The 23,760-nt window shown below is 59.2% G+C and carries 20 protein-coding genes and 1 pseudogene; 8 read left to right on the forward strand and 13 right to left on the reverse strand.

Annotation, left to right across the window (positions count from 1 at the left end; genetic code table 11):
- Positions 1–24: 24 nt before the first annotated feature.
- The 10 genes from DIS04_RS17435 to DIS04_RS17480 all read right to left on the reverse strand — a co-directional run bounded on the left by DIS04_RS17435 (position 25) and on the right by DIS04_RS17480 (position 10,554).
- Complete coding sequence (locus DIS04_RS17435) at positions 25–990, reverse strand: Bug family tripartite tricarboxylate transporter substrate binding protein (protein WP_245904597.1); 966 nt, start codon at positions 988–990, stop codon at positions 25–27.
- A 67-nt stretch (positions 991–1,057) separates the two neighbouring features.
- Complete coding sequence (locus DIS04_RS17440; RefSeq protein ID WP_162623110.1) at positions 1,058–2,173, reverse strand: amidohydrolase family protein; 1,116 nt, start codon at positions 2,171–2,173, stop codon at positions 1,058–1,060.
- Positions 2,174–2,196: 23 nt separating this feature from the next.
- Positions 2,197–3,369, reverse strand: coding sequence for an alpha-hydroxy acid oxidase (locus DIS04_RS17445; RefSeq protein ID WP_111415068.1), 1,173 nt, complete (start codon positions 3,367–3,369; stop codon positions 2,197–2,199).
- Between the two features lie 33 nt (positions 3,370–3,402).
- On the reverse strand, positions 3,403–4,338 hold the full coding sequence (locus DIS04_RS17450) for an SMP-30/gluconolactonase/LRE family protein (protein WP_179951298.1): 936 nt from the start codon (positions 4,336–4,338) through the stop codon (positions 3,403–3,405).
- Positions 4,339–4,340: 2 nt separating this feature from the next.
- Positions 4,341–5,636 (reverse strand): TRAP transporter large permease, encoded by a 1,296-nt coding sequence (locus tag DIS04_RS17455; protein WP_111415069.1) that lies wholly within the window; start codon positions 5,634–5,636, stop codon positions 4,341–4,343.
- Positions 5,636–6,088 (reverse strand): TRAP transporter small permease, encoded by a 453-nt coding sequence (locus DIS04_RS17460; protein WP_218938189.1) that lies wholly within the window; start codon positions 6,086–6,088, stop codon positions 5,636–5,638. Before DIS04_RS17460 ends, DIS04_RS17455 begins: the two co-directional genes overlap by 1 nt.
- A gap of 95 nt (positions 6,089–6,183) precedes the next feature.
- Positions 6,184–7,164 carry a TRAP transporter substrate-binding protein DctP gene (gene dctP / locus DIS04_RS17465; protein ID WP_111415070.1) on the reverse strand — a complete coding sequence of 327 codons (981 nt, stop codon included), beginning with the start codon at positions 7,162–7,164 and terminating at the stop codon, positions 6,184–6,186.
- A gap of 467 nt (positions 7,165–7,631) precedes the next feature.
- Positions 7,632–8,888 (reverse strand): MFS transporter, encoded by a 1,257-nt coding sequence (locus tag DIS04_RS17470; RefSeq protein ID WP_162623111.1) that lies wholly within the window; start codon positions 8,886–8,888, stop codon positions 7,632–7,634.
- 8 nt (positions 8,889–8,896) lie between these two features.
- Positions 8,897–9,577 carry an RraA family protein gene (locus DIS04_RS17475; RefSeq protein WP_111415072.1) on the reverse strand — a complete coding sequence of 227 codons (681 nt, stop codon included), beginning with the start codon at positions 9,575–9,577 and terminating at the stop codon, positions 8,897–8,899.
- Between the two features lie 44 nt (positions 9,578–9,621).
- Positions 9,622–10,554: a hydroxyacid dehydrogenase gene (locus DIS04_RS17480; RefSeq protein ID WP_111415073.1), complete on the reverse strand. Its 933-nt coding sequence runs from the start codon at positions 10,552–10,554 to the stop codon at positions 9,622–9,624.
- A 222-nt stretch (positions 10,555–10,776) separates the two neighbouring features.
- On the opposite strand from DIS04_RS17480, the gene DIS04_RS17485 reads away from it, so the two are divergent.
- The 7 genes and pseudogenes from DIS04_RS17485 to DIS04_RS17505 all read left to right on the forward strand — a co-directional run bounded on the left by DIS04_RS17485 (position 10,777) and on the right by DIS04_RS17505 (position 18,484).
- Positions 10,777–11,682: a LysR family transcriptional regulator gene (locus tag DIS04_RS17485; RefSeq protein ID WP_111415074.1), complete on the forward strand. Its 906-nt coding sequence runs from the start codon at positions 10,777–10,779 to the stop codon at positions 11,680–11,682.
- 709 nt (positions 11,683–12,391) lie between these two features.
- Entirely contained in the window at positions 12,392–13,609 is a 1,218-nt protein-coding gene (locus DIS04_RS17490) for a hypothetical protein (RefSeq protein ID WP_111415075.1), read from the forward strand.
- A 440-nt stretch (positions 13,610–14,049) separates the two neighbouring features.
- Entirely contained in the window at positions 14,050–14,619 is a 570-nt protein-coding gene (locus DIS04_RS20985; RefSeq protein WP_245904598.1) for a Clp protease N-terminal domain-containing protein, read from the forward strand.
- 15 nt (positions 14,620–14,634) lie between these two features.
- Positions 14,635–14,820, forward strand: a pseudogene (locus DIS04_RS20990) (Clp protease N-terminal domain-containing protein); the annotation flags it as partial.
- 93 nt (positions 14,821–14,913) lie between these two features.
- Positions 14,914–16,794: an ATP-dependent Clp protease ATP-binding subunit gene (locus DIS04_RS20905; RefSeq protein WP_422668187.1), complete on the forward strand. Its 1,881-nt coding sequence runs from the start codon at positions 14,914–14,916 to the stop codon at positions 16,792–16,794.
- Between the two features lie 141 nt (positions 16,795–16,935).
- Positions 16,936–17,391, forward strand: a complete 456-nt coding sequence (locus DIS04_RS17500) for a phosphate-starvation-inducible PsiE family protein (protein WP_111415076.1) — start codon at positions 16,936–16,938, stop codon at positions 17,389–17,391.
- 124 nt (positions 17,392–17,515) lie between these two features.
- Positions 17,516–18,484: an LLM class oxidoreductase gene (locus tag DIS04_RS17505; protein WP_111415077.1), complete on the forward strand. Its 969-nt coding sequence runs from the start codon at positions 17,516–17,518 to the stop codon at positions 18,482–18,484.
- Between the two features lie 47 nt (positions 18,485–18,531).
- Here the strand turns inward: DIS04_RS17505 and DIS04_RS17510 are convergent, their stop codons facing one another.
- A complete protein-coding gene (locus DIS04_RS17510) occupies positions 18,532–19,353 on the reverse strand; it encodes a CmcJ/NvfI family oxidoreductase (protein ID WP_111415078.1) in 822 nt (273 codons plus the stop codon).
- 244 nt (positions 19,354–19,597) lie between these two features.
- On the opposite strand from DIS04_RS17510, the gene DIS04_RS17515 reads away from it, so the two are divergent.
- Positions 19,598–20,926 (forward strand): DUF3422 family protein, encoded by a 1,329-nt coding sequence (locus DIS04_RS17515; protein ID WP_111415079.1) that lies wholly within the window; start codon positions 19,598–19,600, stop codon positions 20,924–20,926.
- Between the two features lie 363 nt (positions 20,927–21,289).
- On the opposite strand, the gene DIS04_RS17520 is transcribed toward DIS04_RS17515, so the two are convergent.
- Complete coding sequence (locus tag DIS04_RS17520) at positions 21,290–23,170, reverse strand: monovalent cation:proton antiporter-2 (CPA2) family protein (protein ID WP_111415080.1); 1,881 nt, start codon at positions 23,168–23,170, stop codon at positions 21,290–21,292.
- Positions 23,171–23,365: 195 nt separating this feature from the next.
- The gene (nirD, locus tag DIS04_RS17525; RefSeq protein WP_111415081.1) at positions 23,366–23,740 is read right to left on the reverse strand and encodes a nitrite reductase small subunit NirD; all 375 of its coding nucleotides are present in this window, start codon (positions 23,738–23,740) and stop codon (positions 23,366–23,368) included.
- Positions 23,741–23,760 lie beyond the last annotated feature (20 nt).

Raw genomic sequence — 23,760 nt, forward strand, 5'->3', positions numbered from 1 at the left:
ACACCAGTTGGCTTCAGCTGGCGGCTATTTCCACGGCGTCTCTTCCCAAGTGCGGCGTGCCGCTTCGTCCTGTGCCTCTGCCAGGGCCTGGTAATCGTCACCGTAGGAAAAGCTCAGTGGGTTTCCCTGCCGTGCCATGTCGGAGAGGAAAGCGGGATCGGTGGCCATACTCTCGAGTGCGCTCACCAAATCGGCGCGGATATCGTCCGGGAGACCGGCTGGAGCCGCCAGACCTCGGAATGATCCCATTTCGATATCGAATCCGAGCTCCTTCGCCGTCGGAACGTCAGGGGCCTGGGGCAAACGCTCATCGGAGAGCACGGCCAGCACGCGCAACTCTTCCTCGAAACCCACGGTCTGGCTAAAGGCCATGGTGCCCATGGCGACATGGCCGCCCATCAGGGCGCTGCGCGCCTGGGCAGCGCCATTGAAAGGCACGTAGTTCAGTTCTACATCGGCCGCTTCGGCGAATTGGATGGCCGAGAAATGATCGTTGCCACCGAGTGATGACAAGCCTACCGGTACCTTTCCCGGGGAGTTCCTGGCGTGTTCGATGAGTTCCTCCAGGGAATGGATATCGGATCCTTTCGGCACTACCAAGGTGTTGGGGTCAGAGACCACATTGGCCAGCCAGGTGAAGCTGTCCACATCGTAGTCGGCATCGCGATCATAGGTCAGCGCCATAGCTGCCGGCAGGTTCATGGTACCGATCGTGTAACCGTCCGGCTCGGCCGACGCTATAGCCGAAAAACCAATCTGGCCGCCCGCACCGGGCATATTCTTGACCACCACTGTGGCTCCCTCACCCAGTTGCTCCTCGACATACTTGGCTACGGTGCGGGCCATGACATCCGTGCCGCCACCAGCGGAGTAGCCAACCACCAGATTTATCGTTTTCTCGGGATAGTCGGCCTGGGCGAGACTGGCGCCGACCAGCAGGGAGGTCGACGCAAAAGCGACGAGGGACAGGCTTAATAGTTGTTGTTTCATGCTGACATATTCCGTTTTTTTAGTTGAACTTGCGCTCATGGTCTTTTGAGTGCTCGGCTATTGAGGGTCATGAGCCGGCGGGTAGCCGGTAGACCCGTGTTGCCGTGTCGTGAAACACAGCGTTGCGCTCCTCCTGGCTCCAGGAGGCGGTGAGTCGGTGATAAGCGTTCCACAGCACGCCGTAAGAGATGCTGCCCTTGTCGACAGGGAAGTTACTCTCCAGCATGCAGCGCGATGGGGTGAAGTGCTCGATACAGGCGTCCACATCGGGGGCAATGGCATCGGCGAGCCGCTGTGAGTCCGGTGGCACCTTTCCCGTGTCAAAGCCGAAGCCCATGATCGGCATGCCGAAGCCGCCGATCTTGAGCATTACGTTGGGAAGTTCGGCCAGTCGTGCCAAGCCGTCGCGCCAAGCCCGGCGATGGACCGAGTTGCGGTCAGCATGAGAGCTGGAATAGGGCCCGACGCCCAAGGGACCGCCGGCATGGTCGAGCACGATGGTCAGCGCGGGCAGTCGGCGGGCCAAGAACGCTACCTCGTCGAGCTGGGTCTGGTAGGCCCAGATATCTAGCGATAAGCCGCGGCGGGCCAACTCCTGCGCTCCCTCGGTGAAGGGCTTGCTGACCAGCAGCCCCTCAGGAGCCGGCACGGGGTTGGAGCGCACGGTGGGGTCGGGATGCGCCGCGACTGGCATACGCACACCGCGGAAGCGCCCACCGCCTGCCTCTATCAGCGTCTCGAGCACCGGCGCGACATTGGCTCCCATCAGCAGGTCGGCGTGGCCGACGATGGCTGCCGCCACATCGGTGGGCCCATAGTGGCCGCTGCGTGCCTGGGCGGAGAGGCCGCGAACGAACTCGATCTCGCCGACGGATCGATAGGCCGTGGGTCCGCTTGCGCGATACATCGTTCGGCACTGGACGTAGACCGAGGCGGTGACTCGATGACCGCTGTTGCCAATGTCATCGGCGAACTCCTCGAGCAGATACCGAAAGCCCCGGCGATCCCAAAGGTGGTGATGGGCATCGACGATTTTTTGCTCTGGGGCCAGCGAGGGTTCCCGGACTTGGGCGAGCCAGTCCGGCCGTGGGAGAGGGTTTGGCGAGTTGACGTCGGGACGTTGGCGCCATGGCCGCTCGTCGGAGTCGTCACAGCCTTCTTGATGATGGTTCCAGGGGGGCATCACGATTTCCTCCAGCCGTGGGTTCATTGACCCGCGACAGTGATTGGCCGTGGCCCTTGGCTCGGATCGAAGACGGCTGAGGCATCAAGCTCATCCAAAGAGCGGCATCCGAGCAAGCCCAGGTCGCGGTGAACCTCGCTCTGCATGATGCGCACAGCCTGGCCGAGTGCCTTGTCTCCACCCACCGTGGAGGCAAACAGGAAGGGGCGGCCGATGAAGACGAAGTCGGCACCGAGCGCCAGGGCCTTGACGACATCGGTGCCGCGCCGAATCCCGCCGTCAAGCATGACAGCCATGTCTCCCGCTTCGGCCTTCGCTAGGGGAAGCGCCCGCACAGCTGAAATGGCGTGATCGAGCTGGCGCCCGCCGTGGTTGGACAGCACCACACCATCACAGCCGAGCGTTCTTGCTATTGCGACGTCGTGATGGGACAGCAGCCCCTTCACCACCAGCCGACCCTGCCACTGGTCACGGATACGGCTGATGTGCTCCCAGTTGAGGTGGTCCTTGCGACCGAAGTCCCGCGCGGCCTGCCGCGAAACGATGGGAGCTCCCCGCTGCGCGTAAGAGTTCTCGAAATGGGGCATGCCGCGACGGTGGAGGGTACGCAGGAAGGTGGCAAGCAGCCAGCGTGGCTTGGTGCCGAAATCCCAGGCCATACGAGGGGTGAAGCGAAGCGGCGTGGAAAAACCGGCACGCAGGTTATTCTCGCGATTGGCCAGTACGGCCGTGTCCGCAGTGATAACCAGCGTCTTGTATCCGGCGGTCTTGACGCGCTCGATCAGCGCCGCGATGCGGTCGTCCTCGCCGGGGACGTAGGCCTGGAACCAAGCTTGAGGGTTGGCCTCGATCACCTCTTCCATGGGAGTCAGGGAGGAGCCGCTAAGCACGTAGGGGATACCCTCGCGTCCGGCGACCCGCGCCGCGACATTATCGCCGTCATGGGCCATCAGCGCACTGATACCCATTGGCGCGATGCCGAACGGAGCCGACCACTCGGTGCCGAAGAGGCGATGACGGGTACTCCGACTCTCCACCCCACGCAACGTGCGGGGAATGAGTTTCAGCCCGCTGAGCGCGGTACGATTGTCCTCATAGGCCGCCGAGGTTTCCGCGGCGCCCGCGACGTACTGGAATAGGGGGCGGGGAAGCCGCCGACGGGCCGCAGCTTCGTAGTCATCGAGATTAAGGATCATGATGGAGAGACATCGTTGTGCGGCTACAAGGCATCACGCCCCCCAACCTGAGGCCATGGGAAAGCCACCGACGGGCAGCTCGGCGCGCAGGATGGTGCCGGTGTCGGACTCGGTGATGAACAGCGAACGACCCTCTGGTCCGCCGAAGGCGCAATTGGTGGTGCCGAGCCCGCGAGGGGATCTCACCACGGCGATCGGTACACCGAGCGCGTCGTGAACCCAAACCAGCCCCATACCCGTCTGACAGACCACCACGCCGCCGTCTTCTGTCAGCGCCAGGCCGTCCGGTCCCGCACGGCCACCGGAAAACTGCAGGAATAGCCCGGCCTTCACCACGCGTCCGCTGTCCGAGATCGGCAGACGCCAGACGGCGTTGGCACGGGTCACCGCCACGTAGAGTGCATGACCGGCCTTGTCGAGCACCAGCCCGTTGGGGCTTGGCACCTTGTCGATCAGGCAGTCCAATCGTCCGCTTTCTTGGTGCCAGCGATAGACCCGGCCAGAGGGATCCTGCAAGCCTGTCTGGCCCTGGTCGGTGAAGTACAACGCGCCGTCAGGGCCGAAGTGCAGGTCGTTGCATCCCTTGAAGCCCTCGGTGTCGGCATCGCACAGTACGCTGGACACCTCGCCAGTGTCCGGGCTCAGCTGCATGATGCCATTGCGAAAGTCGGCGATGAAGATACGTCCATAGGCATCGATCTTCAGGCCGTTGGGCTGGCCGTCGTATTCGGCAACCTGCTCGATGTCGCCGTGCGGTGAAGCGCGGAAGATTCGCCCGAACGGAATATCGACGAACCACAGGTTACCTACGAGATCAAAAGAAGGACCTTCGATGAAGCTGTCAACGACTGCTCCGCGCCGGTTGCGTTCCGCCCAATAGGATCGCTGCCCCGTCCTTCTCAATGTCGCCGGAAGTTCAGTAAAAATCTCTGCCTCTATCAATACCGGATCGGGATGGGGGAAAGCCATGCTCAGCCTCCAGAGGTCAGGGATGGGAGCCATAGGGCTATGTCTGGGTACCAGATCAATAGAACCAAGAAAGCTAGAATAATCAGGAAGAAGGGCAGCACACCCATGACGACTTCCTCGACCTTGACGTTGCTATCCGAACTGGCGACCACGAACAGGATGATGCCCAGTGGCGGCGTCAGTTGTCCAAGCTCGACTAAAATGACCACAAAGACACCAAACCAGATCGGGTCGATGTTCATCGCCAGCAGGACCGGGAAAACGATCGGCACAATAATGGCAATCATTCCCAAGCCTTCCATAAAGCAGCCCAGTATGGCGAATGTCACCATCAGCAGCAGCAGGAACACGAACGGCGACATGTCGGCTTCGCCTACCCAACTAACTAAATCCTCACCGACGCCCGAAAGGGCCGTGGCGTAGGCAAAGATCATCGAAATAAGGACGATGAACAGCACATTACCGCTCATCAATAGTGTTCGCGAGATGGCGTTTCTAAGCAGGATTAGACTGAGGCGGCGATATGAGGCTGCGATTATCATCGCCCCGACTACGCCGACCGCACCGGCCTCTGTCGGCGTGGCAAGTCCCGCATAAATGCTGCCTAGTACAAAGCCAATCAGAATCATGAAAGGAACAATATCAAGCGCTGCTTTCAGGTAGTCGGTCAACTCCAGCGGGGTTGTGTCGCGAGGTGCCAGCGAGGGATTTGCGAGCGCACGAGCGGCAATAAAAAGACTGTAGCAGACGGCCAACAGGATGCCCGGCACCAAACCGGCTGCGAACAGCTTTGCGATCGACGTCTCGGTAAAGGTGGCGTAGATAATCATCGTGATCGAGGGCGGTATCAGGATGCCCAAGGTGCCACCAGCGGCCAGCGAACCCGCGATGATACGCTTCTGATAGCCTCGCGAGGACAGTGCCGGTAGGGCCACGGTCGACATGGCCGCGGCGGTGGGGGCACTGCCGCCGGCGACGGCGGCGAAGATGCCGCTGCCCATGATGTTGGTGTGCAGCAGGCCTCCTGGCAGGCGCCGCATGAAGGGCGCGATGCCGTTGTAGAGACGTCCGCTGAGGCCACTGCCGAGCAGGATCTCGGCCATCAGGATGAACAGCGGTATGGCGGCCAGGGTGAAGCTGTTGGCCGCTCCCCAGCTGACCAGCCCGAGGGCCTTCCAGCCGGCGAAGCCTTTCATCAGCCACAGATAGCCGAGGGCCGCGGCCCCGACGGCGAATTGTACCCACAGGCCGCCGAGGATCAGCAGAAGCAGGGCGGAAAAGGCGATTATCGCATCCATCAGCGCTTTCCTCCGATGCCGAGCTGCAGCAGGGCGCGTTCGAACAGGAACAGGGTCATCACGGACAGACCTACCGGCAGCAGCAACTGCGGGATCCAGAGCGGGGTCATCATGGCGGTGGGTGCCACGTTACCGCGAGAGAACGAACTCATCACGAGCAGGGCGGAATGCCAGATGAGCACGCCGCAGATGCCGATGCCCAGCACGATGTACACCAGGCCGAGCAACCGTTTCACCCGCGCCGGCAGGGCGCCATACAGAAAGCCGACCTGAAAGAGGGCATCGTGACGGATCGCCAGGCTGGCGCCGAACAGGGTGGTGGCAATGACCAGGTAGCCTGAGAGCTCCTCCACCACGTGGAGGGAGCCGTTGAGGATCAGCCGCGAGCCGATCTCGGCGACGACCAGGGTGGTGAGCGTTATCAGCCCCAGGCCGGCGAGAAGGCGTACCACGGCGGCGATCGCGTCAAAGACGGGGCCGGCGGAGGCTGGCCCTTGTCCTGTTTCATACTGGTATTCAGACACGTTGCGGTCCTCTGACGGATCGATCACTTGCCGAGGGCGGTGAGCACGTCCTGCAGCGCCTGCTCGTGCTCCGGGCCGGCGTCGCTGGCCCACTCCCGCCAAAAGGGGGCGAGGGCGTCCTGGGCCTTGGCGATATCCTCGTCGCTGGGCTCGATGATGGTCATGCCCGCTTCCGCCTGGGATTGCTTCTGGGCCTGCTCGTCGACCAGGAAGGCTTCGGTGATGTTGGCCGTCTCCTCGCTGACGATGGTAGCCAAGGTCTCGCGGTCGGCTTCGCTCAGGGATTCGTAGGCGCCATTGTTGGCAATCACGGCGCTGTAGGCATAGTTCACCGGCAGGCGGTAGTTGTAGTCGAGGAACTCGTGCCAGTTCTTGGCTCCACCCGCACTGGCGGTCAGAACGCCATCAATTACGCCCCGCTCCAGCGCGGTCGGCACATCGGAGCCGGACAGCGTGATGGGAGAGCCGCCGAAGGCTTCGACAAAGGCGCCCTGTTCGGGTGAGGTCACACGGATTTTGCGGTTCTCTAGATCGTCGAGAGAGTCGATCTCGAACGAGGTAAAGATAACCTGCTGGGGGTACCGATACGCACCGAGAAAATTCACGTCCTGCTTGGCGAAACCTTCCTCGAGATAGGGGATCATGGCCTCATAGGCCTTATCCCATTGGTCACCGTTCTCGATTAGCATTGGAAGGTTAAGGATGCGCGCGATAGGAACGTTGCCTGAAAAGAAGAGGTCGGCCGAAAAATCGATGAACCCATCGCCGACCGATTGAGTGATATCGCTGGAGGCGATCTGAAGCGTTTTCCCTAGATGAAGCGAGATCGACAGATCATCAGCTTCTGCCTCGACGCGGTCAGAGATACGCTCCATGCCCTTCACGGCTGCGGTGGTTGACACCGAGGAATAGGTGTAGCCCGTCCAGTCGGCGGCCTGTGCGCCACCTACCGCAGCGGTGCCCATAATGATCAGGCTGGATACTAGGAAGTGCTTGGTTTTCATGTCCTTACCTCTAGAATCGTTGTTGATGTCGGTGTTCGAGGAGCTGGCGGTACAGCACGTGATGGCGTTGCGATTGGGTGTAAACGCGTCAATAGATATTGGTCTATGTTACAAAATCCTGAGACACAGTCTTGTTGACCCTTGGGAAATTGAACATGAAAAGACTTGCTGTATAAAGCGCGTTTTTTTTGAGGAAAGATGCAGAATTTCTTTATTCGAAGTTCGTGTCTAGTCGATCGCTGTAAATAAGACGTTGGTCGAATCTTGGCTGGCCAGTGAGTTGCCGAAAAAGGAAAGTAGGTGCGTCGGGCCATAACAATGAACAATGAGCAGTGACGAGGTGGTGTAAATCATGACACGGCTTGATCTATAGGTACGGGCGCTCTTTTAAAGCCAATCCTACACTGACTTAGATTTCCCGTCTCATCGAACACAAAAGGCATAAGGTTGATATGGTTTCTTTGTATTCAGAGCCTGCTGGGAGCTTCCTTTTTTCGGTCCTTGTTCAGGATCCAAGTTATTCTTAATAACATGACCAATACCGGAAGACTGCCGATTGCGAAAATGACTCTCTCATGTGCCTTATCGGCGAGCAGCCCGACTGCCATGGCCCCTAGGGCCGGGAGGCCGCGGAAGATCATCGTGTAGAGCGACAGCACCTTACCTCTGACTGTGTCTGGCACCTGTGTTTGCAGGACGACCTGAGTACAGATTCCATTGGCGAGAATGGCTCCCGATAAAAGCATAAGAGAGGTCAGAGCTGCCCAAAGGGCATTGCTGAGCAGAAAGAGTACGCACCCCACTACCGCCACCAGGCCGAAACCCATGGTTAGCATCAGAGGACGACCTCTTGTCAGCAGTACTGATGTTACCAACGCACCGAGCGTCGCCCCGAACCCTTGAGCTGATGTCATCAGCGAGAAGGCTGTTGCCCTTTCGGCCTCGCTGACCGCCAGATGGACGGCGAAAGCCGGTAGCAACTCGAAAATTGGCCGGTAGCATAGCGCCAGGAGTGCGAAGAACAATAAGAGAAGCTTATGCTGACTTGTCAGGCCATTGCGGACCGCCGACCAAGACGAACCTTGGTGCTGACCGATAGTCGGGTTGGCTGGAGCATCGTTATCTGTCCCTTTTTCTGTGGCTTCCTGACAGGCAAGCCGTGACAGTATCAGTGCGAAGAGCAGGTAGCTGATAGCGTTGAATATAAAGACCGACCAGAGTGTCCCCAACGTTAAGGCTAGGCCAGCTGCTGCCGGCCCCAACATCCGCGCAAGGTTGAACACCATAGAGTTGATCGCCACCGCCCCTGGTATATCTCCTTTGGGAACGATGCTGCTGACGACGACCATGCGTGTCGGGTGGTCGAAGCCATTGAGGGTTCCAGTCAACCCTGCCACTACAAGCAAGAAAGCCGGGCTGACAAGCCCGGCCACCGTTGCCAGTAACATCATGCAGGGGGGCAGGATCGACAAAAGCTGTAGCCGAAGTGCTAGGCGTAATCGGTGCTTACGGTCAATCAATGTGCCTGCAAAGGGAGCCACGATGACCGACGGCAGCAGGTCGGCCATTGCCATTAATCCCAGCATGAAGCTGGATTGTGTGGTATCCCAGGCTAGCCATAGCAATACAACGCGCTGTGCCCAGGTGCCAACAGCCGAAGCCGCATTTCCCGCGAGGTATACACGAAGGCGGGCGTTGATCAGCGGTGAGGCGGCTTTCGGCAAACGCAATCTCAGCCCCTCGACATGCTGCAGCCAGTGGCCTGCAGAGCCTTGTCGACCCAGGAGCGGTCATTCTTGCCGGCATGGATGGCCGCCATCTGATTCTCTTCCGCTGCGTGCTTTGCTTGCGCCGCCTCGAGCACTGTTGCGGCATCGTCGAAGGGGACTGCAATCAAGCCATCACTGTCGCCGAGGATCAGATCGCCAGGCTCGATGACCATGCCTCCCAGGCTAATCGGTGTGTTAACTTCGCCGGGACCGTTCTTGTAAGGCCCACGATGGGTCACGCCAGCGGCGAAGGTAGGCAGGTTAGTCTCGCGAAAACCGTCCAGGTCGCGAATCGCACCGTTGAGTACGAACCCCGCCACCCCTTTCTTTACCGCGTATGCGAGCATCAACTCACCCATCAACGCATTGGTGGTGTCTCCTCCGGCATCGCAGACGATGACGTCACCAGGCGCTGCCATGTCGATTGCCTTGTGCAGCATCAGGTTATCTCCAGGGCGTGTGCGGACCGTGAGTGCGACACCGGCCAGGTTACCATCGCGGTGCATGGGGCGCAGGCTTGAGCCGCCGGCAAATACCCGGGACATGCTGTCGCTGACCACCGCCACAGGCAGTTCCGAGAAGGCTTTAACGAGCTCGTCGTCAACACGACGCTTGCGCTGAAGAATTCTATTTCCGACTGTCATTGCATCACTCCGTCGAAGGGCTGAAAGTTAGGAGATGGGTTTTCTCAGGTTATGGTCGCTGTTACCGGTGCATTGGCCAGGCGCGCTTTCGGTAGGGAGTTGCCGGCGAGGAAGTCGATGATGCCCTTGACCGCCAGCTCGCCGACGCGGGTGCCTGCCTCTGCGGTAACGCCGGCGATATGCGGCGTGAGGACGACTCGCTCAGAGGCGGCCAACGAACTCACGTCTGAAGGGGGCTCCTGCTCAAAGGTATCGAGCCCCGCGCCCGCGAGGTGACCGCTTTCCAGAGCGCATAGCAGCGCGGCCTCGTCGATCAGGCCACCCCGGGAGGTATTGACGACGTAGCTATCGGCCGGCATCAAGGCAAGGGTCTCGGCGTTGAGCAGATGAGCGTTCTCCTTGGTCAGCGGACAATGCAGGCTGACGATGTCCGATTGGCTGAGCAGTTCCTCGAGTTGCTCGACGCGGCGGGCGCCCATGGCCTCGATGGCCTCGGCCGGGGCGTAAGGGTCGTAGACCATCACATTCAGCCCCATGCCTTTTACTATCTGCGCCACGGCTGCAGCGATGGCGCCGCCACCGACCAACCCAAGGCGCATACCCGACAATTCCCGACCGAGGAACCCTGCCTTCTCCCAGCGACCTGCGCGCATGCTCTTATCCAGAGGCAGCAGGCGCTTGACAGTGGCAAAGATCAGGGCGACAGCATGCTCGGCGACCGAGACGGCATTGCCGCCAGTGGCACGGATCACTTGGATACCATGTCGGGTTGCCGCCTCGACGTCGATATTGTCGACGCCCGCGCCGTGTTTGGAGATCACGCGTAAAGATTTTCCAGCCGCGACAGCACCTGCACCAAACTTCCCCATTCGCGATACGACGCCGACCGGGTCGTGTTGCACAATGAATTCCACCAGCATTTCTTCGGACGGATAGGGTGGGGTGTGAACTAAAGTATAACCAGCGGTTTCGGCCATTTCCCTCGCTGTGGTTACGAGGTCAGGGCCTGTTATCAGAATCGTCGGTTGCGCTGCCAAATCGGTTCCTCCCTATTGTGGCGAGGGCAGCCGGACCCGGATCGGTGTAGCGTCACAGGGCGGCTGCTTTTCGTGTTCTTCTCAGGATACAGGTAGATTTGGTTTACAAAAGCGAATAAAATTTTGCATTAAGTGAAGAATATCTTAATTTGGAGCAGGCTCATGGATACCCGCCAACTTCGTACCTTCGTGGCGATCGCGGAAAATGGCACGTTTGCGAGAGCAGCCTCTGTCGTGAATTTGACGCCTTCCGCAGTCAGCCAACAGATCTATGCGCTTGAGCAGGAACTCGATACCAAGCTGTTCAATCGTGACTCGAGACCACCCAGCCTCAACCTTCAGGGTCTAAAAATGCTGGAAACGGCTAAACAGATTCTGGCCCTGGTGGACGAAACCCGAGGTGTTCTGTCCGGGAAACAGATGACCGGCACTCTTAATGTAGGCTCGGTGCGCACCAGTACGATCGGTTTACTCCCACGTGCTATCGTCGCGCTACGCCAGGAATTCCCCGAATTGAGTGTAAACCTGCGTGTTGGCATGTCTTCAATGCTAATCAGTGACGTCAATGCAGACCGACTGGATCTGGCCATTGTAGCTGAGCACGCTGGTGTCTCTCGGAACCTACTTTGGTCCCCATTCATACGGGAGCCGCTGATGGTGATTGCTCCTCCCGGCACCCCTTGGATGCCGGCCAAGGAGTTACTCGAAGCGTTACCCTTCGTGCGGTTCGGCAGCGACGTCCCATTGGGGGCACTGATCAATAACGAACTCGCGCGCTTAGGCATTACAGTTCAGGACATTGCAGAGATAGACACGGTGCCAGCCATTGTGGAATGTGTTGCAGCCGGCCTGGGGGTTAGCATCGTGCCGGATATTGCTGTGCGAGAAAATGGCCGCGACATGTTGAAACTGCCTTTTGGCGAACCTCAAGTCTTCAGGAAAATCGGCATGATTCATCGCGCCGGTTCTCCTAAAGCAGAACTGTTTGTCACGCTACACAACAAGCTCGCAGAAATGGCGGGAGAGTTTGGTGTTTACCGAGAAGGGGGAGCAGCAGAAGGTTCGTAGGTATATTTCGTGTGCGCAATTCTTGCTCAATGGCATGACTTGATAGTAACGGTTTGGCGTTCGGTGTTGTTGTTTATTTGTTTAAAAAATAACTTTCACTATGTCTGCCTTGATTTTTGTGGTCGGCTAAATACTGTCACACATTCCTAGGTTGTAAGCCGCCGTGCCACATTAGCCTGTGCAGCTCAGAAGGGGGGCACTTCTGGCTTGTAGACCGGCGAGGCGACGACGAGCTGGCCCTTGACGGTCGCCGACGAAGCCGTTGGCGTTGGAGAAGGGGGGCGTAGAGGTCAGGGCATAGAGCTTCTACGCTTGCTCGGCTAGCTGCGACGTGTTCGGGTCGCTTGGAAGAATTGCTACCTGGGCGGGGCCTTCCGCCGTTTCCACCCGGGCGGCGACGCCGGAGTAGGGCACCGGGTCGGTGCGGCGAGCGAGATGAAGTGGGCGGCACGCTGGGCGCCGCATTTCCTTATGCGGGTAGTAAGTTGGCCGAACTGGTTGGACAGGCCTGGCAGTTCCTGTGCCACCTGGCCAAGGTCGGAAAATCGCACCCGTGGGTACGTGAGCACATGAATCCGGGACAGATCGGTTTTTCACTGACTATAGCGAGAGTCGCGGTATTCTGTTCTTGACCTAAGCTTGGATATGCCAGTGTGGGTTTTTACGGGCTCCCACTCCCTAATGCTGGCCACGTCGTCAAGGAGCGCTTATGCCCAAGGTTCGGCACGAGGTCTACACCAAGGAACCCGCAGCGGAAGGGGGCCGGACGGTCAATGCATGTCGAAAGGTGGTGGGCCTGGTTCCCGCCCCGGAGATGCCCGCTGAGATGGCCAAAAAGGTGATCGACCAGTTACCCGAACTTCTGGCCAACTACGTGGATGACCGGTTGAGCTGGGAGGTGCTACTGATTGTCGATCCGTTGGTCGGCGCTGCAGAGGCTTCCACCGATATCATCGGTAGTATTCTCGAGTACAAGCAGCATCGGCAATGGGACTACGCGATCTGTATTACCGATCTGCCGATCCACAAGCATGGGCGCTTCGTGATCGCGGAAACCAGCACGGTGCATGGCGTGGCGATGATCTCATTGCCTGCTTTCGGCATTACCTCGATACCCCGTCGCCTGAGCGAAGCGATTCTGCAACTGGTCAACGAATTGCATCATGGCAGTTCGGAAGAGGACCGTGCCCGCCAAGAGCAGCGTACCGAGCGATCCCGTAAAGTCCATGAGAGCCTGCGTGGCAAAGGTGCCTGGCAACTAGTGGGTAGGCACCTCTACGAGAAACTGTTCCCGATACGACGGGTAACACTATCGGGCGAGGGAGAGTCCTTCGACGTACGCTTCATTGCCGATTCATGGCTCAACGGGAACCTTCGCATCCTGGCCGGCATGGTGCGCGCCAACCGACCCTGGACCATCTTTCCTTCTTTCAAGGGCGTCATCGCCGTCGCGTTCGCGACCGGCGCCTATGGCCTGGTGTTTCCCACCCTTTGGCAGCTCAGCAACAATTATGGCTGGCCACGCCTTGTTCTGCTGATGGGCGTCGCCATGGTGGCCATGATCGCCTGGATCATTCTTGCCCACGCTCTTTGGGAATCGATAAGAAACGCCCCATCGCCACACCTGGTTCGCCTCTATAATACGGTCACTGTACTCACGCTAAGCGCAGGGGTCATATTTTATTATACGATCCTGCTTGGCCTATTCTGTTTCGCAGTTCTCGTTTTCATTCCGGCCAACATGCTGGAAGCGCAACTCGGCCACGCGGCCAGCCTTTTCGATTACACGGCCCTTGCCTGGCTGGCGACTTCGGTTGCCACTATCGCTGGAGCCCTGGGGGCTGGATTGGAAGATGAAGAAACCGTCAGAAACGCGACCTATGGCTACCGACAGCAACGCCGCAACCAGGAAGTGAATCAGCGGTGATGTGCGGCGAAAATTTTGTTTTGTGTAGGTAGGAATGCCGACTCAGCCTCTCAATTTCGCGGATGTTCACCATCGCCCCTCGACGGCAGCGACATAAAGCTTCGCGGGGCAGGTTGTACTTCCAGTACCGGCGGATGCTAGTGGAAGCACCGCCAAAAAACCGGCCGCTTAGAAAACCGGGACAGACCTATTTCATACTCCGACTATCGTGATGCCTTTCCGCTATATTACAGCCTGACGGCCATTCACCAGCCGGAAAATAGATCTGTCCCGGTTTCACCGATGCCGCCTTGCTTTCGATCCACCTCGCGCTATACTGGATTTTAAGCTTCTCTCGGGCTCTGCCCCCTCCCAGGTTTTACTGGGCTCCGCCCCTTTTCTAAGGCTTTGCCGTTCCTATATGACTGTTGTAAGTCACACAACGGAACTGCGGAGGGAACATGGGCATGGGCAAGAGCGCGGAAAAATCACAGCAAGTATCATGCGACATCTGCCGGCAACGTCCTGCAGCCCTTCAGGTAACGGTTTCACAGGCCGGTCGCAGACGCACCCTCAACGTATGCCAAACGGATTATTTGCGTCTGAGAGCGCGAAGTGCCTCTCCATTCGAATCCCTCTTCGGAAGCGGGTTGCTCTCCGACGATTTCTTTGAGCGACTGGCGCGAGACGAGGACTTCGGCTTCGGCAGTGTCGTCAGTCGGGAGAACGGACGGCCGCAGGACAGTGAATCGGTCGACCTGGGTGACCTGCTTAGCGAGCAGAGCGAGCAGATTCTGCAGCAAGCCGCGGCTACCGCGGTGGAGTGGGGTTCGCAGCTCATCGATACCAGCCACCTGCTTTACGCGCTGGCCGATAACGATGTGGTGCAGGCGCTCCTCGAGCGATACCAGCTATCGGCCAGGGACCTCAAGACCCAGGTTGAGCAACTGACACCCAAAGGTGCGAGCGAACCCAAAACGGGTGGGGCCACAAAGATCGGAGTTTCCCCACGCGTGAAAGCAGCGCTATAGCGCGCCTTCCAGGCGTCGAGAGACCTTGGACACAGCTACATCGGTCCCGAACACCTTCTGATCGGTCTGGCCGAGGAGGAGGGGCTGGCCAGCGACTTGCTGAACCGTTATGGCCTCTCTGCACACAGTCTTCGGCAGAAGACCGTGCAGGTGGTCGGAAAGGGTGCACAGGAGGGGCGGCTACCTGAGCAAAGCGACACGCCCACCCTGGACAAGTACAGTCGGGATCTTACGGCACTGGCTGCCGAGGGCAAGCTGGACCCGGTGATCGGGCGGGCGGCCGAGATCGAGACCGTGATCGAGGTTCTCTCCCGCCGGCGCAAGAACAACCCCGTTCTCATCGGCGAGCCGGGCGTGGGCAAGACCGCGATTGTCGAAGGGCTGGCGCAGCGAATTGTTCAGGATGAAGTGCCGGATCTGCTCAGGAACAAGCGGGTGGTGGAGCTCAACGTCAACTCGCTGGTGGCCGGTTCCCAGTATCGCGGCCAATTCGAGGAGCGGGTCAAGCAGGTGCTCGATGAAATCACGTCCCACGAAAACGACATTGTGTTGTTCATCGACGAGCTGCACACCATTGTCGGCGCCGGATCGACCGGGGGCGAGGGCGGGCTGGACGTCGCCAATACCCTCAAGCCGCAACTGGCGCGTGGCGAATTGCATTTGGTCGGGGCTACCACGCTGGGCGAATACCAGAAGCACATCGAAAAGGACGCCGCGCTGGAGCGGCGGCTGCAACCGGTGTTCGTCGCCGAGCCGACGGTCGACCAGACCATCACTATGCTGAGAGGGCTCAGGGATCGACTGGAGGCACACCACAAGGTCACGATTACCGACGAGGCGATCATCGCCGCCGTGGAGATGGCCGACCGATATGTTACCAACCGATTCCTGCCGGATAAGGCCATCGACCTGATAGATCAGGCGGCTGCTCGGGTACGAATTGGCGGCACGTCGCGGCCGCCGGAGCTCCATGAGCTCGCTGTGCAGCTTGAGCAGCTGCGGCGCGAGCGTGATTACGCATCCAACCGCAAGGATTTCGAACGCGCAAGCAAGTTGGAAGCGAGTATCGAAGAGCACCAGGGCGACTATGACCAACGCCTTGAGGAATGGAACACCACACGGAGTACTGGTGCCAATCAGGTGATCGTCGAGGATGTGGCGCAGATCGTTTCGCGTTTGACCGGAATTCCGGTGGCGGAGCTCACGACCGAGGAGCGCGCCAGGTTGATGGAGATGGAACAGCGTCTACATCAGCGGGTCGTCGGTCAGGACGAGGCGGTGCGTGCCGTATCCGATGCCGTGCGACTGTCTCGCGCCGGGCTCGGCGACCGGCGCCGTCCCATCGCAACCTTCTTCTTCCTCGGTCCCACGGGAGTGGGAAAGACGGAATTGACCAAAGCCCTTGCGGAAACGGTATTTGGCGACGAGGAGGCGATGATCCGTATTGACATGAGCGAGTACATGGAGCGGCACACGGTTGCGCGCCTGATCGGGGCGCCGCCCGGGTACGTCGGGTACGAGGAAGGGGGTCAGCTTACCGAGAGGGTGCGGAGAAAGCCGTACAGCGTCGTTCTACTGGACGAGTTCGAGAAAGCACACATGGACGTCCAGAACGTGCTGCTGCAGGTCTTTGAGGATGGGCGGCTCACTGATGGCAAGGGGCGTGTCGTGGATTTCACCAATACCATCATAATAGCCACGAGCAATATCGGTTCCGATGTCATCCGGGAGAACATCGAGGCCCCGAAGGGCAAGCGCAAGGACGACGCGGAGTTGAAGTCGGAGCTGTTGAACGTGCTTCGGCGTTATCTCCGCCCGGAGTTCATCAATCGTATTGATGAGATCATCGTGTTCCACGCACTCGACCGCGAACAAATCCGTGAGATCGTAGGCCTGCAGCTCGAGCGTGTAAAGCGTATCGCACATGGGCAGGATTTGACGGTGGAGTTTGACGACTCACTCATCGACCATTTGGCCGACGTCGGCTACCGGCCGGAGTTCGGTGCGCGAGAACTTCGTCGCCAGATCCGTTCCCTGATCGAGACGCGCCTAGCGAGTGCCGTATTGCGGGGCGACATAGAAGAAGGTGATAGCCTGCGCTTCGTCTTCGACAAGGATCGAAGTGAGATCCGCTGGGAGAAGGAAGCAAAGGCGCCCGCAACCGAACCGGAGTAACGAAGCCACAGAGACGGCGGACAGGGGGCATGCCATATGTCCAGAGGAAAGCCCCCGAAAGGGGGCGGCGGTAGCAGGTCGCGCCGCATAGGTTCCGCACTCGCTGGACGGTTCCCGGAGACACGCTTTGCCTGGCCGAACATGTCCTACTACCAGCGCTTCGAGCAGATCGTGGCGATAATCCTCACGCTGCTGCTCAGTCTCGTGGTCGCAGTGGCTGTCGTCCATCTGACCTGGCGAATCGTCATGCTGATTGTGTTCGGGGTCGTCGATCCCGCCAACCAATCCGTCTTCCAGGTGGTCTTCGGCATGGTCATGACGTTACTGATTGCCTTGGAATTCAATCATTCCGTGCTGAGTATAGCCGAGCGTCAGAATAGTATCGTGCAGATAAAGACCGTCCTGCTTATTGCGCTCCTCGCCCTGGTTCGAAAATTCATTATCCTGGATGCCACAAAGATCGACCCCATGACCCTGCTGGGGCTGAGCGCGGCGATTCTGGCTCTCGGCGCAATCTACTGGCTGGTGCGCGAGCAGGAGAGCAGGCAGAAGCGCGAAGGGGTGAAGAGGCTAGCGGGAGGGACGTTACGAGAGTGAGGTGCGCACGAACCATGACGCTCGTGATGCTCAATGAGAGTCAACCCGGTTGGGTAGGCCTGTCGCACTCGACCGTCTCGCTGTATCTCGCTGCCTTGCAGCGGGAGCAAATGGAGAAAAGAGCGTGTTTACTCCGAATTCCATTCCCTATCAGCAACAACCTGGCTTTCAGCGAACTTACCTCCAAGGCCGCCTGAGCCTGGGGCTTTTCTCTCCCCTCGAAGCCTTTACTGGCGATATGCCGAGTATGCTCGACCAAGTAAGCTTGGCCGAACGTGCCGAAAAGCTGGGCTTCTCTGCCCTCTGGTTCCGCGACGTGCCGTTACGCGACCCCAGCTTCGGGGATTCGGGCCAGGTGTTCGATCCCTGGGTCTACTTGGGTTTTATGGCAGCACACACCCGTTCGATAGCGCTGGGTACCGCGTCGGTCATCCTGCCAATCCGTAATCCCCTACACACTGCCAAGGCTGCAACGAGTGTCGATCAACTCAGTGGTGGCCGTCTGTTACTCGGCGTGGCTTCCGGTGACCGTCCGGTGGAGTTCCCGGCATTCGGTGTCGACCCGGAGCAACGCGGTAGTCTGTTCCGCGAATACCTCAACGTATTTCGCGAGGTTCAGCTCAGCAGTTTCGTGCCTTTGACCTGGTCCGGCGGCACGCTTCAGGGAGCCGATCTGATTCCCAAGCCAACCACAGCGGAAATTCCATTCTTCGTGACCGGCCATAGCCGCCAGACGCTGGAGTGGATCGCCCGCTACAGTCATGGGTGGATCAGTTATCCGCGCCCCCCGAGGGCTCAGCAGGTGGTTGTCGAGAGCTGGCGAACGGCGGTTCGTGATGAATGTGGCGAGCTGTTCAAACCCTTTACTCAGTCACTTTACCTCGACCTGACAGATAACCCGCAGACACCACCACGGCCGATCCACTTGGGGTATCAACTGGGACGGCATCACCTTATTGCGCTGCTTCACAGTTTGCAGGAGATCGGCGTTAACCATGTGATCATCAACTTGAAATACGGCCGACGCCCCGCCGGTGAGGTCATTGAGGAAATCGGCCAATTCGTTTTACCTGACTTCGTCATGTCGCCATAAGCCGGTAAAGTACCGTACGGAGGAGGCCCTCGCCAGGTGGTCAATACCTAACCGAAGAAGGCTAGGGTGCGAACCTCGATACTTTCTCGCGGCGGGGCTCCTGGCGGCGTATGGGGGTCCTGGAAGGCGGTATGGGGGGTGAAGCGGGCTCGACCGTCGTGACGGGAGTCATATCCTTTGATCAGCAAGGCTTCGTCACGGCGCATGTCCGGAAAATAGTACCAGCGCTGGCGCGGATTGTAGGCCAGGTGATAGATCTCACCGACACGATCCGGGTAGACCAGGTCGGTGGCCAGCAGGTCATCGGGGTCGAGCGTCGATGCGTCCAGCAGGGCCAGCGGCGAACGCTTGACGGGCCCGTTTATCGGGCGCCAGAGGTTGATCTGAGCCACCGGCACCGTTGCCAGCGCGTCGGCCTGATCCCTGCCCAGCACTTCGCGGATACGCTCAGGGCCCGAGCGCTCGGTGTAGTCGTTATGCACACGGCTGGCCGGGCCGCGAATACCCCGTTGCTCGGCATCGCTACGCCGGGTGTGGTCGAAGATGACGACCCGGCTCGCGCCCGTCAGCTCCTTGATCAAGTCCTCGACCTCGGCATAGTAAATGTTTTCCACCGACGTATCGTCGTAAAGGTCGTCGACCACCGTATCCCGCCGATGAAGTTCGAACCCCTGCTTGTCCAGAGCAAGGCTGTCTACCAACGGTCGGCCATTGTATATCGTGACTTCGCGCTCCTCCTGCTCGGCAAAGTAGTGTGGCTCGCTATCACCGGTCAGAGCCTCGGTATGCACATAGGGTTTCGCGTCGTGCTTGGCCAGGTAGGTGAGCGTCGTGGTGATGCTGGCGGGCATGTCAGTCGTGCGCTGCAAGAAACACCTCCCGATCTGCTGAGCGCATCCAGGGTGGTTTTATCGTGGAGGCGCGAGAGCTTGTGTAGGATTCTTCACTACCAAGTGTAGACCATTAAACGGGAACTTTCCCTGCCTTGGACCTGTTCTTTGGTCAGATGTTACGTCGTGCCGCAATAGCGCACAGGGTCACCTTCGCGTAGTGAGCTATAGTGTTAATCGTGCTCCACTCAGTATTTTTTCAACCAGTTAACATGAGGTCATTATGACCGAGTCGACCCACAATCCGAACGATCAGCCGGCCTCAACCGATACTGTGTATGGAATGCCGGCCTATGCCGATCGGGCTGCGGCCGTGAACGAAGTGCATGCGCGCCCACACCTCATGATTCAAGCCCCGAGGGAGATGTTGCAGTTCGCTTTCATGACCGGAGGAGATCTGACTAAGGATAAGTTGGCGATGAATGAGTTGTCTGGTCGTTTCGGCGTGGCTGAGCCTGACCAATCTTCGCCATTTCACGGCTTGGCCTGGGACGACGGAGACCTGCATTGTGAAAAACACTCGGAGTATTCGACGTATCTGTGGTGTGCCGAGCTTGACCCCGAAACCGGAGAACCAGGCGGCGAGAATCCGTTCAAGCATGGGTTCATCCCTCCCGGCCCGGTGGTGTCGGGCGTGCGTCTGACGTTTCTTCCATGGACTTCAGAAACTGAGAAGGAGGTAGATCGCTTCGATCGTTCTAGCCTTTGTTACTCGCTGGTAGAAAGTGGGAACGCTGCCATCCTGACCGATTTTCGACAGGATGACGACGGCCTGACGCACATCCTGATCCTTGCGCATGATTTAAAGCCTGCGCGAGCGGGTGCGCTGGCGCAACGTCTTCTGGAGATCGAGACCTATCGGACCTTGGCCTTATTGTCGTTGCCGTTGACAAGATCAATGACGACGGAGCTGCGCAGCATGGAGTCACGACTTGCAATGATTACGGATGAGATGGCTACGAACTCGGAAGCGCGGCGTGACAACCACCTCCTTCTGTCAGAATTGACCAGTCTGGCTGCAAAATTGGAGGCCTGCGTTGCTGCGAATCTCTATCGATTTGGCGCCAGTCGGGCTTACTACGAGATCGTTGAAGAGAGGTTGGCAGCGCTATTGGAAGAGGGGGTGTCCGGATATTTCACCTGGCGGGATTTCCTTCAACGTCGCATTGCTCCTGCGATGCGAACCTGCCTTTCGGTAAAAGAACGCCAGGCCAATCTCTCCGACAAGCTGACACGAGACATCTCACTGCTGCGCTCTTGGATCGATGTCGAACTGGAACGTCAGAATCGGGACTTGCTGGAGTCGATGAACAACCGAGTCAAGCTGCAATTACGTCTTCAGCAAACGGTTGAAGGCCTGTCTGTGGCAGCAATTTCATATTACGTCGTGAGTCTTTCAGGCTATTTCTTGAAAGGTATCCCGTACATTTACGATGTTGTCGCACCGGTGATGGCGGTATTGGTGCCCGTCGTGATGCTGTCGATCTGGTGGAAAGTTCGTCGGGTCAGACATGCCCACGACGATTCCTCGGCGTTGGAAAAGTCTTACTGACGATCTGGCGGCTTGAAGCGCGGAATAAGGCGGTCGGTAATCGTGGAGTGTCCGTCTCCGGATGCGACCATTTACGGGACTCCTCCCGCTAGCTCTTCGCCGAAGCCGGCTACACGCCCCCGCTTACCGAACAACTGAGCCTCACACCTTGTCTGGCCCTGGACTGGAGCGAGCAGCGCACCGAGGATTTCCAGAAAAAGGCGGCAGCGAGGCCCTGAATGCAGAAGATGAGCACAACCGGGTGGGCACCACCACGCTCGGCCTGCGGGTGACTGCCGTCACCCATTCCTTTTTGTGACCATTAAGCCGCAGAAACACATTCGTTTCGGAACAATTCATTTAACCCGACTTGTGTTATTGTGATCAGCCACTGTCCCTCGGTGGTGTCCAAGCCGGTGCTTCGTCCTCGGTTCGCCTTGCGTCTTCCCGCATGGCGTGCCCCAACGACTCTTCGAGCTTCATGAACAACTCCCCGTAGCGCGGGCTGAAGTGGATGCCTTCTTCAATGTTGCGCCAGGCGTTAAACAGTTGGTCTTCGTTGGCTTTTTCGCTGCCGATAAAGGAGTCGGTCATCCGGCGGGCGCGTTGTGGGTGGACGCCCATGGCGGTGAGGGCCTCGCCGCCGAGTTTCAGGGCGGAGTAATAGGTCTCGCTCACTACGTCGTCGGCACCGGCTTCACGTAACTCGTAACCATGGCCGCGGTCGAAGGCGCGGGCCAGTATCCAGACCTCCGGGTAAAGCTGTTTGACGTGGCGTACCAGGCTCACGGCCCGGTCGCGGTCATCGATGGCGACGACCAGCAGGCGTGCCTCGGCAATGCCGGCGGTTTCCAGTAGCTGGATGCGGGTGGCGTCGCCAAAGTAACTTTTCAGTTGGATCCGGCGCAGATTTTCGATCTGATCCAGAGCATGGTCCAGGGCCACGCTGGGAATGTTGTTGGCGCGAAGCAAACGACAGACGATCTGCCCGAAGCGGCCGACCCCGGCCACGATCACCGGCGCCTGCTCTTCTATCTCATCCGGCTCCGCTTCTTCGTTGGAGACCTTCTGATAGCGCGGCAGCACCACCCGGTCATAGACAATGAACAACAGCGGCGTCAGGAACATGGACAGGGCCACCACCAGTGACAGGACCTGGGCGGTGTCCGCAGGAATCACCCGGTTCTGGGTGCTGTAGGTCAGCAGGACAAAGCCGAACTCACCGGCTTGGGCCAGCCCGAGGGTGAACAGCCAGCCTTCGCTGTCGCGGATGCCGAATGCGAAGGCCAGGCCAACCAGAATCAGCGCCTTGCCCACGATAACCGCCAGGGCGAGAAGAAGGACCGTATCCCAGGCATCCGCCAGCACCCCGAAATTGATCCCCGCGCCCACGGTAATGAAGAACAGTCCCAGCAGTAGCCCCTTGAACGGTTCGATATTGGCTTCCAGCTCGTGCCGGAATTCGCTGTTGGCCAGGACCACGCCGGCCAGGAAAGCGCCGAGCGCCGGCGACAGATTCACCAGGCTCATGAGTGCCGCGATGCCGATAATCAGCATCAGGGAGGTGGCGGTGAACACTTCCCGCATGCCGGACTGCACCACGTAGCGGAACAGCGGTCGGCTCAGGTAATGGCCGCAGACAATCACCAGCACGATCGCACCGACAACCACCAGCCCATGCGCCCAGCCCGGCAGGTTCTCAACCAGGCTCAGGCTGCTGTGCCCGTGCTCTGCGTCGGTACCGGAGATTTCCGACACGGCCAGCAGCGGGATGACGGCCAGCATGGGAATCACCGCGATGTCCTGGAACAGCAGCACTGAGAAGGCACTTCGGCCGCCTTCGGTCTTGACCAGGCCCTTTTCGGTCAGCGTCTGCAGGACGATCGCGGTTGAGGAGAGGGAGAAGAGAAACCCCACCGCCAGGGCTGTTTGCCAGGGCAGGCCCAGGGACCAGGCAAAACCGGTGGCGGCGGCGGCGGTCAGTGTGACCTGCAGGCCGCCGAGACCGAGCAGACGGACCCGCATGGCCCAGAGGGTTTTGGGGTCAAGCTCCATCCCCACCAGGAACAGCATCATGACCACGCCGAACTCGGCAAAATGCTGAACGGTGACGGTCTCCTGGCCCACCAGTCCGGTCACCGGCCCTATGACCACACCGGCCACCAGGTAACCGAGTACCGACCCCAGCCCGAACCGCCTGGCCAGTGGCACCGCGATCACCGCCGCCACCAGGTAAATAAACGCCTGAACAAAGTAGTCTGTCATCAGAGTGGTCAGTCATGTCCGTGGGCCGAAAATCGGATAACCGTTCATCCAACCTTAGTCCAACGGCTGAATTCCGCTTCCGGTTTCGAAAACGGGGGTGACCTTCTCCCTGGCGTGGGTCCGTCACCGACACGAGACAAAGCCGCCGGCGCTCCCCAAGCACCGGCGGCTTTTTCATTTCAAAAGGCTGAAATCTTACGCCTCGATCCACACCTCGTCGCCCTTGAAGCTCACCTTCCAGGTGCGAAGCGCTACGCTTTCGTCTTCCAGGCACTGGCCGTCTTCCAGGCGGAAGTGCTGCTTGTAGATCGGCGAGGCGACGACGGGCTGGCCCTTGAGGTCGCCGACGATACCGCGGGCAATCACGTTGGCGCTGGAGAAGGGGTCGTGGTGGTCCAGGGCGTAGAGCTCCTGCGCCTGGCCGGGCAAGTAGAAGAGGGCGACCTGGGCCGGGCCTTGCGGGGTTTCCACCCAGGCGGCGACGCCGGAGAAGGGCACCAGGTCGGCGCGGGAGCAGAGGGTTTGCCAGGTCTGGGTCATGGTCTTGGCTGCTGCGTTGGCGAGTGTCATAAGGTGATTCCTAGCAATGG

It is taken from the genome of Billgrantia lactosivorans, from assembly GCF_003254665.1.
Classification (GTDB): domain Bacteria; phylum Pseudomonadota; class Gammaproteobacteria; order Pseudomonadales; family Halomonadaceae; genus Halomonas; species Halomonas lactosivorans.